Origin of the sequence: Mesorhizobium sp. M0340 (genome assembly GCF_040321535.1) — a bacterium.
Classification (GTDB): domain Bacteria; phylum Pseudomonadota; class Alphaproteobacteria; order Rhizobiales; family Rhizobiaceae; genus Mesorhizobium.
In genome coordinates this window covers 41294-56269 of the sequence record NZ_JAMYRR010000015.1, presented here as the reverse complement: position 1 = coordinate 56269, position 14976 = coordinate 41294, and the positions used below count along the sequence as shown (strand labels likewise).

The 14976-nt window shown below is 61.6% G+C and carries 16 protein-coding genes; 10 read left to right on the top strand and 6 right to left on the bottom strand.

Annotation, left to right across the window (positions count from 1 at the left end; translation table 11 throughout):
- Nucleotides 1–68 precede the first annotated feature (68 nt).
- Genes NKI79_RS21085 through NKI79_RS21070 form a run of 4 tightly spaced genes read left to right on the top strand, consistent with a single transcriptional unit; the run spans nt 69 to nt 3709 of the window.
- Entirely contained in the window at nt 69–1106 is a 1038-nt protein-coding gene (locus NKI79_RS21085; RefSeq protein ID WP_352804304.1) for an ABC transporter ATP-binding protein, read from the top strand.
- Nucleotides 1103–1990, top strand: a complete 888-nt coding sequence (locus NKI79_RS21080; RefSeq protein ID WP_352804041.1) for an ABC transporter permease — start codon at nt 1103–1105, stop codon at nt 1988–1990. The genes NKI79_RS21085 and NKI79_RS21080 overlap by 4 nt, the downstream gene beginning before the upstream one ends.
- A complete protein-coding gene (locus NKI79_RS21075) occupies nt 1983–2774 on the top strand; it encodes an ABC transporter permease (protein ID WP_352804038.1) in 792 nt (263 codons plus the stop codon). The genes NKI79_RS21080 and NKI79_RS21075 overlap by 8 nt, the downstream gene beginning before the upstream one ends.
- Before the next feature lie 14 nt (nt 2775–2788).
- On the top strand, nt 2789–3709 hold the full coding sequence (locus NKI79_RS21070) for a phosphorylase family protein (RefSeq protein ID WP_352804035.1): 921 nt from the start codon (nt 2789–2791) through the stop codon (nt 3707–3709).
- Nucleotides 3710–3837: 128 nt separating this feature from the next.
- Here the strand turns inward: NKI79_RS21070 and NKI79_RS21065 are convergent, their stop codons facing one another.
- The 5 genes from NKI79_RS21065 to NKI79_RS21045 form a co-directional block, all read right to left on the bottom strand.
- Nucleotides 3838–3993: a colicin immunity domain-containing protein gene (locus tag NKI79_RS21065; RefSeq protein WP_352804302.1), complete on the bottom strand. Its 156-nt coding sequence runs from the start codon at nt 3991–3993 to the stop codon at nt 3838–3840.
- A 112-nt stretch (nt 3994–4105) separates the two neighbouring features.
- Nucleotides 4106–4363 carry a colicin D domain-containing protein gene (locus NKI79_RS21060; RefSeq protein ID WP_352804032.1) on the bottom strand — a complete coding sequence of 86 codons (258 nt, stop codon included), beginning with the start codon at nt 4361–4363 and terminating at the stop codon, nt 4106–4108.
- Nucleotides 4364–4591: 228 nt separating this feature from the next.
- A complete protein-coding gene (locus NKI79_RS21055; protein WP_352804030.1) occupies nt 4592–5617 on the bottom strand; it encodes an aldose epimerase family protein in 1026 nt (341 codons plus the stop codon).
- A 79-nt stretch (nt 5618–5696) separates the two neighbouring features.
- On the bottom strand, nt 5697–7154 hold the full coding sequence (locus tag NKI79_RS21050; protein WP_352804027.1) for an NAD-dependent succinate-semialdehyde dehydrogenase: 1458 nt from the start codon (nt 7152–7154) through the stop codon (nt 5697–5699).
- 170 nt (nt 7155–7324) lie between these two features.
- Nucleotides 7325–8275: an AEC family transporter gene (locus NKI79_RS21045; protein ID WP_352804026.1), complete on the bottom strand. Its 951-nt coding sequence runs from the start codon at nt 8273–8275 to the stop codon at nt 7325–7327.
- A gap of 149 nt (nt 8276–8424) precedes the next feature.
- Here NKI79_RS21045 and NKI79_RS21040 point away from each other — a divergent pair, with 149 nt between their 5' ends.
- The 3 genes from NKI79_RS21040 to NKI79_RS21030 all read left to right on the top strand — a co-directional run bounded on the left by NKI79_RS21040 (nt 8425) and on the right by NKI79_RS21030 (nt 10029).
- The gene (locus NKI79_RS21040; RefSeq protein WP_352804023.1) at nt 8425–9072 is read left to right on the top strand and encodes a caspase family protein; all 648 of its coding nucleotides are present in this window, start codon (nt 8425–8427) and stop codon (nt 9070–9072) included.
- 98 nt (nt 9073–9170) lie between these two features.
- Complete coding sequence (locus NKI79_RS21035) at nt 9171–9374, top strand: hypothetical protein (protein WP_352477639.1); 204 nt, start codon at nt 9171–9173, stop codon at nt 9372–9374.
- Between the two features lie 106 nt (nt 9375–9480).
- Nucleotides 9481–10029 carry a histidine phosphatase family protein gene (locus NKI79_RS21030; RefSeq protein WP_254818209.1) on the top strand — a complete coding sequence of 183 codons (549 nt, stop codon included), beginning with the start codon at nt 9481–9483 and terminating at the stop codon, nt 10027–10029.
- 210 nt (nt 10030–10239) lie between these two features.
- Here NKI79_RS21030 and NKI79_RS21025 read toward each other — a convergent pair whose 3' ends face one another.
- On the bottom strand, nt 10240–11400 hold the full coding sequence (locus NKI79_RS21025; RefSeq protein WP_352804300.1) for an epoxide hydrolase family protein: 1161 nt from the start codon (nt 11398–11400) through the stop codon (nt 10240–10242).
- Between the two features lie 712 nt (nt 11401–12112).
- On the opposite strand from NKI79_RS21025, the gene NKI79_RS21020 reads away from it, so the two are divergent.
- From NKI79_RS21020 to NKI79_RS21010, 3 genes are all read left to right on the top strand, one after another.
- Nucleotides 12113–12397: an acyl carrier protein gene (locus NKI79_RS21020; RefSeq protein WP_023719977.1), complete on the top strand. Its 285-nt coding sequence runs from the start codon at nt 12113–12115 to the stop codon at nt 12395–12397.
- A 38-nt stretch (nt 12398–12435) separates the two neighbouring features.
- Nucleotides 12436–13623, top strand: a complete 1188-nt coding sequence (locus tag NKI79_RS21015; protein ID WP_352804019.1) for a beta-ketoacyl-ACP synthase — start codon at nt 12436–12438, stop codon at nt 13621–13623.
- 76 nt (nt 13624–13699) lie between these two features.
- The gene (locus tag NKI79_RS21010) at nt 13700–14971 is read left to right on the top strand and encodes a beta-ketoacyl-ACP synthase (protein WP_352804017.1); all 1272 of its coding nucleotides are present in this window, start codon (nt 13700–13702) and stop codon (nt 14969–14971) included.
- Nucleotides 14972–14976 lie beyond the last annotated feature (5 nt).

Sequence of the window (14976 nt, the reverse complement as noted above, 5' to 3'; positions counted from 1 at the left end):
AAACAAGAACCTAAAGCGCGTCGCGTGAAGCCGGTCGAACGCGACGCGCTTCAAGGCTGGAGCACATGATGAAGTCGCTCGCGATCACCATCGAAAGCGTGCACAAGGCTTATGGGTCCTACGTCGCACTGGATGATGTTTCGCTCGACATTCAGGCTGGCGAATTCCTCACGCTGCTAGGGCCATCGGGATCGGGCAAGACCACGTTACTCATGGCTCTGGCCGGTTTTGTCCGGCCGGATTCCGGTAAACTTTTCCTGGGCGATCGAGACATCACCCGCCTGCCGCCCAACAAACGAGACATCGGCATAGTATTTCAGAATTACGCCTTGTTTCCCCACATGAACGTCCTGGCGAACGTCGCGTATCCGCTGGTGCTGCGCAAGGTACCGAGAGCGAAGGCGCGTCAGCGGGCGCGTGATACCTTGGCCCGCGTGAAGCTGGATGGCCTGGCGGAGCGCAATATTGCCGCACTATCCGGCGGCCAACGTCAACGGGTGGCATTGGCGCGGGCTATCGTCTTCGAACCGCGCGTGATGTTGATGGACGAGCCGCTGTCGGCGCTCGACAAGAACCTGCGCGAGACCATGCAGTATGAGATCCGGCGTCTGCATGATCATCTACGGATCACCACAATCTATGTGACCCACGACCAGCGCGAAGCGCTGATTATGTCTGACCGGATTGCGGTGATGAATTCTGGCCGCATCCAGCAGATAGATACGCCGCAGCGGATTTATGATCGCCCATCGACCCGCTTCGTCGCGGAGTTCATGGGCGAGGCCAACATTGTGGCCCCGGGCTCGGCGCGCAGAATCGACGGCGCCGAAGCATCACGCGAAACGCTGATGATCCGCGCCGAAAGCTTCCATCTTGATGCGAAGCGCGTCGGGGGAGACGGAGTGGCTCTCGAAGGAATACTGCGCACCAAAGCGTTCCGCGGCGAGAACTGGCTTTTGACGCTGGCGCTTGACGGTGGGCAAGAGGTTCTTGTCTGCATTCCGGCAGCGCTGGCCGGCGGCTGCGCCGAACTTGCCGCCGGTCAGCGGATGACCGCATATGCACCAGCAGCGAAGGTTCACGCGATACCGGGAGCGACGGCGTGACCGTCGTCCGGGATCCGGCGCTCGCAGTGGATGCACGGCGCGAGCGGCGGTTTTTTCTATCGCTTTCGCTTCCGGCGCTGTTCATCGTTGGACTGGCGGCGATACTGCCCATCCTTTGGATAATCCGGCAATCCTTCCTGACCACCGGAGGTGAGTACACCGTTGGCAATTACCAGAAGGTCCTTTCGAGCGGACTGACATGGTCGGCGCTCGTCACGACCCTCGAACTGTCCTTGGGTACGCTAGCGGCCTGCATTCTCCTCGGCACCCCTCTGGCGCTCGCTCTGGCCAGCGTCAGACCAAGGTTGGCCAACGTGCTCATGGCGTTCGTCATGCTGCCGCTGTGGACCTCCATTCTGGTGCGTACCTATGGTTGGCTCGTGCTTTTGCGGCGCGACGGCCTGGTCAACGCGGCGTTGACCGGTTCAGGCCTGACGGCGGAGCCATTGCCGCTGGTCTACAACTTCACCGGAACGCTCATCGGCATGGTGCACTACATGCTGCCACTCTTTCTGCTGCCTGTTTATGCTGCGATGCGCGATATCGACCCAAATCTCATTCGCGCGGCAGCGAGCATGGGAGCCACTCTCAGGCAGGTGATCCGCACCGTCATTATGCCGCTTTCGGCGGGCGGCATCTTCTCGGGTTCGATCATCGTCCTCATCTACGCCATAGGTTTTTTCATCACGCCGGCGGTGCTTGGCGGCGGCAAGGTAAATCCGCTCTCTACCCGGATCGAGCGTACATTATCGACCTTTCAGGACTGGGGATCGGCGAGCGTCCTGGGCATTCTGCTCCTCGTTCTCATAGCGCTGATCGGTGTGATGTTGCTGGCGGCACGCCGGCTGGTGGCCCAGAACACCGTGGAAGCCTCCCATGCTTGAAGCCTATCCGCAAAACAGGCTCGCCCGCATTTTGCTCTGGAGCTTTGCCGCTCTTGTCATGGCATTTCTGATGCTGCCGACGCTCGTGGTGGTGCCGCTTTCCTTTTCGGCATCGAATCTCCTCGAGTTTCCGCCGCACGCCTACTCGTTGCGCTGGTACGAGAACTTCTTCGGCTCGGCAACGTGGATGGCCGCGCTGAGGACGAGTTTGATCCTTGGGACATTGACGGCGTTGATCGCGGTGCCTTTCGCGCTGCTCGCCTGCATTTCAATGAACCGGCTGGGCGGAAAGACCGCTGCGGCCATCCAGAGTGTCCTGCTGACCCCCTCGATCACCCCAGGTATCCTGCTTGCGATCGGTCTCTTCTTTGTGTTGGCCGCACAACATCTGATCGGAACGCTATTCGGTGTGCTGGTCGGACATGTGGTGCTGGCCGTTCCGGTCGCCTGCATTGTGTTGCTACCCGCTCTCGCCCGCTTTGACTGGAACCAGGTTCAGGCGGCGCGCAGCCTCGGTGCAAACTGGGCCAGAGCCATTGGCGGAATAATCGTTCCGCAACTTCGGATCAGCTTGCTGTCGGCGACATTGATGGCGTTCCTGACTTCGCTCGACGAGTCTGTGATTTCGATCTTCATTGCAAGCGGTCGCAACAGCACGATGCCGAAGCTTATGTTCCTGTCGCTGCGCGATCAGATCGATCCGACCATTGCGGCGATCTCGACATTGTGGACCGTCATCGTCGTGGCCGTGGTCCTGATTGTGACCCTTCGCCAAAAATCCTGACCGAGACTGGAAACATGCCCACCAATTACCATGCAGCCGACGATCTGGCGGATCATTCGACGGACATCCCTCAGGTAGGGTTGGCCATCATCACCGGGTCGGCAAACTGGGGGCTTGCCTTCCCGGAAGATGTCGAATTCGATGGTGTGCGCACGTTGCGGCGCGACATGAGTTTTGAAACGCCTTTCGGTCGTACCGACAACTGGAAGCTGCTCGAGTTCGACGCGTCGATTACTGCCGACGGGAGAGCAAAGCGCGCTCTGTGCATGTATTCGCACGGCAATCCCCGCGACCATATTGACCATTCCTGTCATCGCCGCGCGTTCTGGGTATTGATGCGGGCGGGTGTACGGCAAGTTCTCGCCTGCTCGACGGTTGGCGCCGTCAACAAGGCGATCCAGCCGGGCGACATGGTGGTGACCGCCGACATCATCGAACTGACGCAGACCCCGTTTTCACTGTTGCCTGACCGCCAGAGCTTTGACTGTTCGGGCAAGCAAATCGTGTGTCCAAGATGTGCGGCGGTTCTGGTCGAAACGGCCCGCCGTCATTGGCCAGCCGAATGCCGCGTTTATGGCATCGAACAGCAGTTGGTGGCTGCCCACTGTTATGGGCCCCGGCTGACAACGCCAGCCGAAGCCTTGGCGTATCGGGGCATGGGGGCGGATGTACTCAACCATTCCATCGCCCCTGAGGCGACCTTGTCGCGCGAGATCGGCGCGTGTTTCGTGCCTTGCGCGTTCGTGACGGCGGGCTTCAACGACTATATGGATCGCAATCGCCAGAAATTGCTGCAGGAGGACGTGCTGCCCAATCTCTCAATGACAGCCTCGCGGGTCGCGCTGGAGACCGCCGCGCGACTTCCTGCTGATCCGGCATGCTCCTGTCAGGGCTTGAAGTCGCCTCAGCCGAAAGAACGCTCCAGCCGGTTCTGAGATAGCCGCCAGATGGCTGAAGCTCTGCCGCAGACTAGGGATCTCGAGAGTTGTGTGCGTCAAGCTCTGCAAAAATGGCGTTGCATTCAGCGATGACGTTGGCGTGTCCGCCGGGCAGCCGGTAAGCCTCATGGGAGCCGGTCTAGGGCCTCCGCAACTTTTACTCTCAGTTGTGCGTCGTCAAGATAAAATCTAGGATTCTCTCTAATCAAGCTGATATCGGAAGTGTATGCGTCAATGTCAGCAAAGATCTCATCTATCACCTTAAAGTCCTGCTCTGGGATGGCTCGCGTCTCATCCTTAATTTCTTTAAGTAAAATTCTACCAACTTAGGAGCATCTATTTCCCCTGCGAGAAAGGTTTCAACCAACGCACGGTATTCGCCAGATACGCTGCTCATAGTTCGCCTCCCAGTTTGCCGGTCGTCAAGACATATTCTAACTGCTTGGGACTGAGCTTCCATCCAGACAGGAGATTTCCTGAACTATCGCGAATGACACTCAAGCCGGTTTGCGGGTCGACGAAGTGCGTTACTGATTGCCCTTGGTAAGTTCCTTGGATGGCCTGCGTCATCTCGGCCTCCAAAGCCTCCTGCACCACAATCTGCAAGTCCTTGCGAAAGCCGTCCTCATCCGACAACAGCAACCCTTTCAACTCGCCCTCTGCTCAGTCTAATTTCTCGATTGGTCATGGCACTCCCCTTCCACGGGAATCGGTGGTCGAAACGTCACCAGCGTGCCATGGCAGCCCCTTGCCTCAGGCCAAGAGCTGTTCTCTCTCCAGAGCTTTTGCAGAACCTTCAGGACACTATCATCCCGAAGGCGCCGCGCTGGGCATGTTCACGACGCTCGAGTCGTACGCTTGGGCAGCGGCACTCCTGCCCTAAGGCTGCCTGAACCGGTATTCCGTCACGTGATGGTAGATCTGCCCAGGCCACAGCGTGGCTTGCGGGAAATACGGCCGGTTCGGCGCATCCGGCCAGATTTGCGGCTCCAGGCAGAAGCCCGAAAAGGCCTTGTATTGACGCCCGCCCAATCCAGGCGAAGACAGCGCCAGGTACTGGCCGGTATAGAGCTGGACGCCCGGCTCCGTGGTCCAGAGCTCCATCTCGACCCCGGAATTCGCGCCTTGCGCCCATGACGCCTGCTTCAGCGGCCCGCGCGTCGAGGCGAGGCAGAAATTCTGGTCGTAGGGGAGCTGTTCGCCCTCGGTCTCCATGCGCAGCGGCCGGGCCTGGCGAAAATCGAAGGGCGTGCCGTCGACCGGCTTGACCGTGCCTGTCGGGATCAGATCGGCGTCGACAGGAAGATAGGCCCCGGCATTCAGCATCAGCCGGTGGTCGAGAATGTCGCCGGCGCCGCCGTCATCCAGGTTGAAATAGGAATGCTGGGTAAGGTTGCAGAGCGTCGGCTCCTCACAGGTGGCGGTCAGTTCGACGCTGAGCGTGCCGGGGATCTTCAGCCGGTAGGTGCAGGTCACGTCGAGCGCGCCGGGAAAGCCCATCGTGCCGTCCGGGTCGTGGAGGGTCAGCGTGACAAAATCCCTGCCATGCAGCGAAACCGCCCAGGCCCGGCGCGAAAAACCTTGCGAACCGCCATGCAGCGTGTGCTTTTCGAGGAAATTGCGCTCGGTCTGATAGCGTTTGCCGGCAAGCGTGAAGCGGCCGTCGCGGATACGGTTGGCATAGCGCCCGACGACGGTGCCGAAGAAGGCGGTGTCCGTCTCATAGTGCTCGAAACGATCATAGCCGAGCACCAGCGGCGCGTCGTGCCCGGCCAGACGCAGATCCTGGATGATCGCACCCAGCCCGATGATGTTGGCGGTGAGGCCGCCGCCACGGATGGTGAAGCGGCGGACGGCCTCGCCCGCCTGCGTCGTGCCGAAAACCTCGCCGTCCTTCATTGCCATGCTCGCAAGTTCGCTGCTCGATGCCAGCCTGGCCTTTCGAAGCGGCCCAGGGTCGTTTCGGTATTACCGCATCAGGCTTCTAGAGACCAAGTCCGCCGATGCAGACATATTTGGTGTCGAGATAATCCTCGATGCCCTGATGGCCGCCTTCCTTGCCGAGGCCCGATTCCTTGACGCCGCCGAACGGCGCTTCAGGGGTGGTGATGAGCCCCTCATTGACGCCGACCATGCCGTATTTCAGCCCTTCCATGACCCGGAAGGCGCGGCCGAGATCGCCGGTGTAGAAGTAGCAGGCCAGGCCGAACTCGGTGTCGTTGGCGAGTGCTACGGCCTCTTCCTCGGTCTCGAACTTGAATACCGGTGCTACCGGGCCGAAGATTTCTTCCTTCATGAAGCGCATCTTCGGCGTCGCATTGGCGATCACCGTCGGCTGGAAGAACGAGCCGCCGAGCGCGTGGCGCTTGCCGCCGGCGACGACCTTGCCGCCTTTGGCGGTAGCGTCGGCAATCAGCTCCTCGACCTTCTCCACCGCCTTCTCATCGATCAGCGGTCCCTGCTGGACACCTTCCTCGAGGCCGGAACCGACCTTCAGCCCGTTGCTCGCAATAGCGAGCTTTTCGACGAACTGGTCATAGATGCCGGCCTGCACCAGGAAGCGGTTGGTGCAGACGCAGGTCTGGCCGGAATTGCGGTACTTGGCGGTGATGGCGCCAGCGACGGCCCGCTCGATATCGGCGTCGTCGAAGACGATGAACGGCGCATTGCCGCCGAGCTCCATCGACACTTTCTTGACGGTCACCGACGACTTCTGGATCAGGATCTTGCCGACCTCCGTCGAGCCGGTGAAGGTGATCTTCTTGACCAGTGGGTTGGCACAGATCTCGTCGCCGATCTCACCGGCGGCGCCGGTCAGGATATTGATTACGCCTTTGGGGAAGCCGACCTCCTCGGCAAGCGCGCCCCAGGCAAGGCCAGAATAAGGCGTCTGCGACGCGGGCTTGACCACGGCGGTACAGCCGGCGGCAAGCGCCGGGCCAAGCTTGCGGGCCAACATCGAGGATGGGAAATTCCACGGCGTAATGGCGGCGATGACGCCGACCGGCTCCTTGGTCACCAGGATACGGCGGTCCGCCCAGGGCGACGGAACGACGTCGCCATAGGTGCGGCGGCCCTCTTCGGCGAACCACAATATGTAGGACGCGGCCGAGCCGATCTCGCCCTTCGATTCGAACAGCGACTTGCCCTGCTCGATGGTCAGCAGTTCGGCCAGCACGTCCTGATTGTCCATCATCGCGTCGTGCAGCTTGCGCAACAGCTTCGAGCGTTCGAGCGCGGTGGTCTTGCGCCATGTCTGGAAAGCAGCGTCGGCGGCTTCGATGGCGCGGCGGGTCTCGGCCTTGCCCGACTTCGGCACTGTGCCGATCTTGAGGCCGGTGGCAGGATTGTTGACGTCGATCGTCTGGCCTGAATCGGCCTGCACCCATTCGCCATTGATGAGATTGGCCTGCCGCATGAAATGGCTGGTTTTCTGAAGCATGATCTCGCCTCCGTTCGGCACCTGGCGGGCCGGTCGCTGATTTCGTGAATGGACGTGCGCGATAGCATCGCTAGAGCCACTGCTCTTAGCCCAGGGCAAGCCCCGCAAGCAATCACAAGATGGCATATAGGGTTTGGGCCAGCCAAAGCGAGAGCGATGCAGCCGGGCTCTTATCCAAAAACGACGACGACCACTGTCAGCCAAAACGCAGTGGTCACGACAGCACAGGCGGTGGCGATGGTCATCTGGTTCGACGCCAGCGCCTGGCCGGTGTTGAACTGCACCGCGATGAGATAGGAATTGATGCCGGACGGCAACGCCGCGACCATCACCGCCACCTTGGCCGTCAATGGCGGCAGGCCGATCAGCCACACCAGGCCGAGAACCAGCGCCGGCATCAGGAACAGTTTCAGCACCGACAGCGCCAGCGCCGGCCTTACATTGCCGGAGATGCCAAAGCGGCGCAGGCTGAGCCCCATGGCAAACAGCGCAACCGGGGCGGCCGTGCCGGCCAGCGCGTCGCTCAGCCGCGTCGCAAGCACCGGCAGCGGCGCACCGGTGAAGCGCCACGCCAGCCCGGCCAGTATGCCGATGATCAGCGGATTGATGAATACCCTCCTGAGAAAGCTCCTGACGACACGGACCGGATGCACAGGCTCGCTGCCGCCGCGGCCGAACATCTCGAACAGGATGATCGAGGCCATCATCATCACCGGCAGGTGAATGGAGACGAGCAGTGACAACACTTCGAACCCGGCCGGCCCGAACACGCCGATGATGAAGGGCGCGCCGAGCAGGACGACGTTGGAGAAGGACGACGATACGCCGCCGACGACGCCGGCGCGGGCGTCCCGCCCGAAGATGCGCGTAACAACCAGATGGCCGGTGGCCCAGGTGAGCGCGACCGCCGCGAAATAAGCGCCCCATAGCGACCACGGCGCCACGCCGTGGAAATCGGCCTTTACCATGGTCTGGAACAGCAAAAGCGGCATTGCCACGTTGATGGCGAATTCGGATACGCCCTCGCCGCTCGCCGGCTTCAAATAGCCGGTCAACCCGGCAAGATAGCCGAGCCCGACGAGACTGAAGACGAAGAGGACGGTTTCGGTAAGCGGAGACATTTTTCCCGTGATAGGCGAGGCCCGGCGGCGGCGCAATCGCCCTTCCCTCGCGAATGTACCGGCCAACAATCCGGCTGCTCGGATCTTGCCCGAATTTGCTCATGGTTGGATGCCAGCGCTATACAGGGTTGTCGGGGGACACGCGGCGAATGGGCCTTGTCGGAAATCAGCACTTCTTCAAGCAGGCGTGGCTGACGGCTTTCGTCGGCGCCATGCTCTGCCTCGTGGTGACCTCGGCTCATGCCGCGGAGCCGGAGAGCCTCAAGGGCGTGGCGCTGATTGTCGGCCAGTCGAAATACCAGCACATAGCGGCTCTTCCCAACCCCGCCAACGACGCCCGCGACATCGCCAAGATGCTGACCGATCTCGGCTTCGGCGCGCGCAGCGTCACCGACCGCGACGCGGCAAAGCTGAAGCGCGACCTCGAGCGTTTCGCTGAGGATGCCGAGGACGCCGACGTCGCCTTGATCTACTATTCCGGCCACGGCATCGAGGCCGGCGGCGAAAACTATCTGGTGCCGGTCGACGCCGACGTTTCTTCATTGAAGGACGCCGATCAGGCCCTGGCGCCGATCTCCGCCGTCATGGACGAATTGAAGACGACCGTGCCGGTAACGATCATGCTGCTCGATGCCTGCCGCACCAACCCGTTTCCGGCGGATGCGGTGCTGCGCCGGGCGCCCACCGCCTCGGCCTCGCCGATCGGCGCCGGCGGGCTGGAGCCGATGCGCGGCGCCAGGGCACTGGCGGACGTTACCGCGACGGAAAATCTGGGGGCGGTGATCGGCTTTGCCTGATCAATCTCGGCAATCTCGAACGGACCGGCAAATATCTGGACGAAGCCGAAGCCGCCTTCGAGGCGACGCTCAAGGTCTTCACCCGCGAAGGCCAGCCGATGCAATGGGCCTTCGAGCAGAACAATCTCGGCGACGTCCACTGGAACCGCGGCAGCTATGGCGGCGGCAATGCCGAATACCAAAAGGCGATCGAATTCTTCGAGAACGCCAAGCAAGGCTTTACCGAAGCCGGCTACACACTCCCCATCCCGCTGATCGACCGCAAGATCGATCTGGTGAAGAAGCAGATAGCGAAGAAATAGGCGTCTCGGCCGCAGGTTGCACTCGGCTTGTCTTTCAGCCGGCTTTGCCGTCCCTATATGCCGGTCACCGGGGACCTGCCTGCCGGTCACCCGAAAAGGATGTCTGATGCTTCGATTTGTGCTGGCGCTGCTGTTGCTTGCCGTTTCCGCCACAGCCCATGCGACGGAAGCCGGCTGGGCGCTGCTCCGCGACGGCGGGCATGTGGTCCTGCTTCGCCATGCCATGGTCACCGGCACCACCGATGCCGCCAATTTCGACCTCGGCAAATGCGCGACCCAGGTCAATCTCTCTGAGCGCGGCAAGCAACAGGCGCGCAAGATCGGCGCGCTGTTTGGCGCCCGCGCCGCACCGGTCGAGCGCGTGCTGTCCAGCCGCTATTGCCGCTGCCTCGAGACCGCCCGCATCGCTTTCGAAAGCGAGCCGGAGCCGTTCGCACCGCTTGACCTGCTGAAGACCGACGAAAAGGAAAAGGCCGACCAGATTGCCGCGATCCTTGCCGAGATCCGCGGCTATTCCGGCTCCGACAATCTGGTCATGGTCACGCATCTCGAAAACATCAAGGAATTGACCGGGATCTCGCCGCGTGAAGGCGAGGCCGTGGTCGTCGAGCCGCAGGGCGACGGCCTGCGAGTACTCGGCCGCGTCACTTTCTGACTGCGCCGGTTGAAGCGTCCGCTAGTAGTGAAATCTAGCGTTTGGTACCTTAAGCGGAATACTGGTTCCGACCCGCGATGAGGTCTTGATCGAGTCCAAGGTCGACATTGACTCTTAGTCAGGACCAACCAGCGCTTTCAACGAAAGCCAATGCGATGGTACGTCTCATCAGGGCTTCCGAGCCGCGACAACGGGCGAGGTTTTCGTCCTCTACTTTGCCGGCCGGAGCCTCAGCGGCCGGAAAAACGCCCGGATGTCCTCGACCAGGAGTTCGGGTTGCTCAATCGCCGCGAAATGTCCTCCGTTCGGCATGTCGGTCCAACGCTCGACACGGAAGACTCGCTCGACCCAGGAGCGAGGTGGCATAGGAAGCTCTCGAGGGAAGACTGCAACGCCGAGGGGCGGTGTTATTCGCTCTCTTGGCCCAAAGATCAGGGGGCAGAGCCGGTTCTCTTTGTAAATCCGGAGCGAGGCCTCGATCGTGTTACCGAACCAGTAGAGCGAGATGTCGGTAAGCAGCGTGTCTAGAGGGATGGCGCGTTCGAGTTCGCCTTCGCAGTCGCTCCAACTGCGGAACTTCTCGGCAATCCATGCGGCTAGCCCGATTGGGGAATCTGTCAGTGCAAAGGCTAGCGTCTGGGGCTTGGTCCCCTGCAGAAAAGCGTAGGCCCCCTCCGTCGCGGCGAAATTCGCCGCACTGTCGAGGAATGCCTTCTCCTCCGGCGTGACAGGTGGGTCGCCGCGACCGAGGGTCGGGCGGAAACTGCCTGGAATGTAATTCAGGTGCAATCCGATAAGGTCCTCTGGGTAAAGCCGAGCGAGCCAGGTCGAGACTCCGGCGCCGATGTCGCCACCTTGTGCGGCGAAGCGATCATATCCCAGTTCGCGCATCAGCCCCCGCCACAGCTTCGCGACATGCTTTGAGCTAACGCCGGCCTGACGCGGCGGGGACGAGAAGCCGAAACCCGGAAGCGACGGTGCGACGACATCGAAGGCGTCCTCGGCATCCCCGCCGTATTTGGCAGGATCCGTGAGCAGCGGAATGACATGCTCGAACTCGGCGAAGGAGCCGGGCCAGCCATGAGTGAGGATCAACGGCAAGGGCGCTGACCCCTTTCCTTTCTGGTGAACGAAATGGATGTCGCACCCGTCTATCGTGACCCTAAACTGAGGCAACAGGTTCAGACGTTTTTCGTGATCGCGCCACCTGAAATCGTATTCCCAGTAACGTGAAAGCTTTCTGAGGAAATCAAAGTCAGTACCGTCCTCCCATCCGTATGCGAAGATCGACGACGGCCATCTTGTCGCTTGGATACGACGCCGGAGGTACTCGATCTGTTCATCCGGGATGTGGATGTGGAAGGAATGCATGGCCACGGGTGTTGCTCCGATCAGCGGCGAAGAATTGTCCCATCAAGGCACAGAACGCAGGAAAACTCACTGAGCGACAGCTTTGTCCGCTACTTGCTCGTTCCCATCTACGAGACGAAGGTAACATTCCACCCTTGGTGGCAATTCGTTTAAGTTACCTGGCGTCAGATTTTCACCGCTACCAGCCAAGCGTCGACACGGAGCTTCCATCCCTCGATCATGTCCGCGAACGCGTCCTCCGTCAGTTCGGACAGATACGATGCTCCTGCCGGGCTCAAGGCCGTGAACGCATAGGTAATCGACGCCTCCGTGCGTCCGTTAGTGTCGGTCGGCAGGCCACCTCGACAAATCCGAAACGCCAATCCGGCGTAACGCGAACATAGCGGATGCGATGCGCCAGCCGTCCACCCAGGCTCATGTCGCGATGCTCAGCCAAGGCCTTGAGCACCTTCGCCAATCGTTTTTCCAGGCGCACCCGGTCTGCACGCGTTCTATGGTCATAGATCTTCGTGGTACATTGGTACACGCAATGACCAGAGATGGGACGGTTTGGGCATATCGCCGGGAGGGGTTGCCAGCGACCCCTATTGCTCTGCCAGAACATCAATCCCAGCTGCGGTCGGCGCATCAGGCCTTTTCCTGCCCGGAAAAACCGATTAGACAGCGCCAAACACATGCGGACAGATTCCGCCCGCAATCGAAGGAAAAGCCCTTGTCCACCACGTTCGACAAAGTCGCCAAGATCATCGCCGACACCAGCGAGATCGATATCGAGACGATCACGCCCGAAAGCCACACCATCGACGATCTCGGCATCGACAGCCTCGACTTCCTCGACATCGTCTTTGCCATCGACAAGGAATTCGGCATCAAGGTGCCGCTGGAAAAGTGGACGCAGGAGGTCAACGACGGCAAGGCTTCGACCGACGACTATTTCGTCATGAAGAACCTGTGCGCCAAGATCGACGCGCTCGTCGCCGCCAAGAACGCCACGTGAATACAGCGCCTGACGCGCCCGACCCACAACAGCCTCCCATGAACCCCCACGACGTCGTCATATCAGGCATCGGCCTTGTTTCGTCGCTGGGCGAGGGTCCGGATGCGCATTGGCAAAAGCTTGTCCAGCCGCGCCTTGAGCCGGTTCTGGAGGCCTCGCGCTTCTCGCCCTATACGGTCCATCCGCTGCCGGAGATCGACTGGAACCTGCAGATCGCCAAGCGCGGCGACCAGCGGCAGATGGAGACCTGGCAGAGGCTCGGCACCTATGCGGCCGGCCTTGCGCTCGACGATGCCGGCATCAAGGGCAATGACGAACTCTGCGCGACCATGGACATGGTGGTGGCCGCCGGCGGCGGCGAGCGCGACGAGGCGGTCGATGCGGCCATTCTCGCGGCATCGGAAAGCCGCAATGACCGCGACGTGCTGCTCAACGAGAAGCTGACCACGGAATTGCGCCCGACGCTGTTTCTGGCACAGCTTTCCAACCTGCTCGCCGGCAACATCTCGATCGTCCACAAGGTGACAGGCTCCTCTCGCACCTTCATGGGCGAGGAAGGTGCGGGCGTTGCCGCGGTTGAGACGGCGGCCGCGCGCATCCGCTCCGGCCAGTCGACGCATATACTGGTTGGCGGCGCTTTTCAGACCGAACATTCCGACATGCTGCTCGGCTATGAACTGGCCGGCTACCTGCATCGCGGCGCGTGGCGGCCGGTCTGGCAGAGGCAAGGCGCCGAAGGCGGCGGTGTGGTGACCGGATCCGGCGGCGCGTTTCTCGTCCTGGAGCAGCGCGAGCACGCGGAAAGCCGTGGCCGGAAGATCTACGCGGAACTCGGCCCGGTCCTGTCCGGTCGCGCCAGGCGCCGGCGGGGCGAACTCGACGGTGAGATCGCCGCGCTGTTGAAGCAAGCCGCATTGCCGGACGGCGAACTGCTGGCGATCTCCGGCGCTTCGGGCGCCCATGCCGCGACCGCCGCCGAGAAATCGGCACTCGAGGCCAATCCGGCGATCGCCGCACGCGGCTTTTCGACGCTGACCGGCCACCTGAAGGAAGCGCAGTTCCCCTTTGCCGTTGCGCTGGCGGCCCTGGCTGTCGACCGCAAGGCGGCCTACCCTGTCTTCGACGCCACAGTCGAAAAACCGTTTGCCGGCGTCCCGAAGACCGTCCTTGCAACGGCGATCGGCTATCACCAATTCGAGGGCATGGCGCTGATCAAAGCCGCCTAGAGCATCGGACCGAAAAGTGTGATGCGGTTTTCGGGCGATCCGATTGCTCCAAGAGAAACAGGTTTTTGGACAACAAATGGCCAATCTGAACGACCATATGGGCAGGCCTATCGTCGCGGTCACCGGCATCGGCGTGGTGACGTCGCTCGGTGTCGGCAAAGCCGACAATTGGGCGGCACTTACGTCAGGCAAATCGGGCATCCATCCGATCACCCGCTTCCCGGTCGATCATCTCAACACCCGCATCTCCGGCATGGTCGATTTCCTGCCGTCGAGTTCCAAGGGCGCCAGTCTCCTCACCTATGAGCTTGCCGAAACCGCCGCCCAGGAAGCGATGTCGGAGGCCGGCCTCGATGCCGGCGATTTCGGCGGACCGCTTTTCCTCGCTTCGCCGCCGGTCGAGCTCGACTGGAGCGAGCGCTTTTCGCTCTACAATTCCGACACGCACGACACCGGTGCAGAGAGGCTGCTGCGGGTAGCGCGCGGCCTCAGGGAACTCGGCATCTTCGAGACCACCCAGTTCGGCTCGATCGCCGACCGGCTTGCCGACCGTTTCGGCACGCGTGGCCTGCCGATCACGCTGTCGACCGCCTGCGCTTCGGGCGCCACGGCGATCCAGCTCGGTGTCGAGGCGATCCGCCGCGGCGAATGCGACAGGGCGCTGTCGATCGGCGCCGACGGCTCGGCGACCGCCGAGGCGCTCATCCGCTTCTCGCTTCTGTCCGCGCTCTCCACCCATAACGACATCCCCGAAAAGGCCTCAAAACCCTTCTCCAAGGACCGCGACGGCTTCGTGCTGGCCGAAGGCTCGGGCGCCCTTGTGCTGGAATCGCTGGAGGCAGCACTTGGCCGCGGCGCCACCGTTCTCGGCATATTGCGCGGCTGCGGCGAAAAGGCCGACGACTTCCATCGCACCCGCTCCAAGCCGGACGGTTCGCCGGCGATCGCGGCGGTGCGCGCCGCTCTTGCCGATGCCGGCTTGAGCGAGGACGGGATCGATTATGTCAATGCCCATGGCACCTCGACGCCGGAAAACGACAAGATGGAGCACTTGTCGCTGTCGACGGTATTTGGCGAGCGGATCTCATCAATGCCGGTCTCGTCGAACAAGTCGATGATCGGCCATACCCTATCGGCTGCCGGTGCCGTCGAGGCCGCATTTTCGCTGATGACGATGCGCGAAAGCGTCATTCCGCCGACCATCAACTATGACAATCCCGACCCGGCGATCGTGCTCGACGTGGTGCCGAACGCCAAGCGCAACGCCGAGGTCGGCACGGTCCTGTCGAACTCCTTCGGCTTCGGCGGCCAGAACACCTGCCTTGTCATGGCGCGGGAACCGGTCTAAGCGAC

What these genes read in the sequence shown, in the direction of transcription:
- NKI79_RS21015 (WP_352804019.1), top strand. Translation starts at nt 12,436, where the DNA reads ATGAACCCCCACGACGTCGTCATATCAGGCATCGGCCTTGTTTCGTCG.
- NKI79_RS21085 (WP_352804304.1), top strand. Translation starts at nt 69, where the DNA reads ATGAAGTCGCTCGCGATCACCATCGAAAGCGTGCACAAGGCTTATGGG.
- NKI79_RS21025 (WP_352804300.1), bottom strand. Translation starts at nt 11,400, where the DNA reads ATGCATTCCTTCCACATCCACATCCCGGATGAACAGATCGAGTACCTC.
- NKI79_RS21055 (WP_352804030.1), bottom strand. Translation starts at nt 5,617, where the DNA reads ATGGCAATGAAGGACGGCGAGGTTTTCGGCACGACGCAGGCGGGCGAG.
- NKI79_RS21075 (WP_352804038.1), top strand. Translation starts at nt 1,983, where the DNA reads ATGCTTGAAGCCTATCCGCAAAACAGGCTCGCCCGCATTTTGCTCTGG.
- NKI79_RS21035 (WP_352477639.1), top strand. Translation starts at nt 9,171, where the DNA reads ATGCAATGGGCCTTCGAGCAGAACAATCTCGGCGACGTCCACTGGAAC.
- NKI79_RS21050 (WP_352804027.1), bottom strand. Translation starts at nt 7,154, where the DNA reads ATGCTTCAGAAAACCAGCCATTTCATGCGGCAGGCCAATCTCATCAAT.
- NKI79_RS21070 (WP_352804035.1), top strand. Translation starts at nt 2,789, where the DNA reads ATGCCCACCAATTACCATGCAGCCGACGATCTGGCGGATCATTCGACG.
- NKI79_RS21030 (WP_254818209.1), top strand. Translation starts at nt 9,481, where the DNA reads ATGCTTCGATTTGTGCTGGCGCTGCTGTTGCTTGCCGTTTCCGCCACA.
- NKI79_RS21045 (WP_352804026.1), bottom strand. Translation starts at nt 8,275, where the DNA reads ATGTCTCCGCTTACCGAAACCGTCCTCTTCGTCTTCAGTCTCGTCGGG.
- NKI79_RS21040 (WP_352804023.1), top strand. Translation starts at nt 8,425, where the DNA reads ATGGGCCTTGTCGGAAATCAGCACTTCTTCAAGCAGGCGTGGCTGACG.
- NKI79_RS21010 (WP_352804017.1), top strand. Translation starts at nt 13,700, where the DNA reads ATGGCCAATCTGAACGACCATATGGGCAGGCCTATCGTCGCGGTCACC.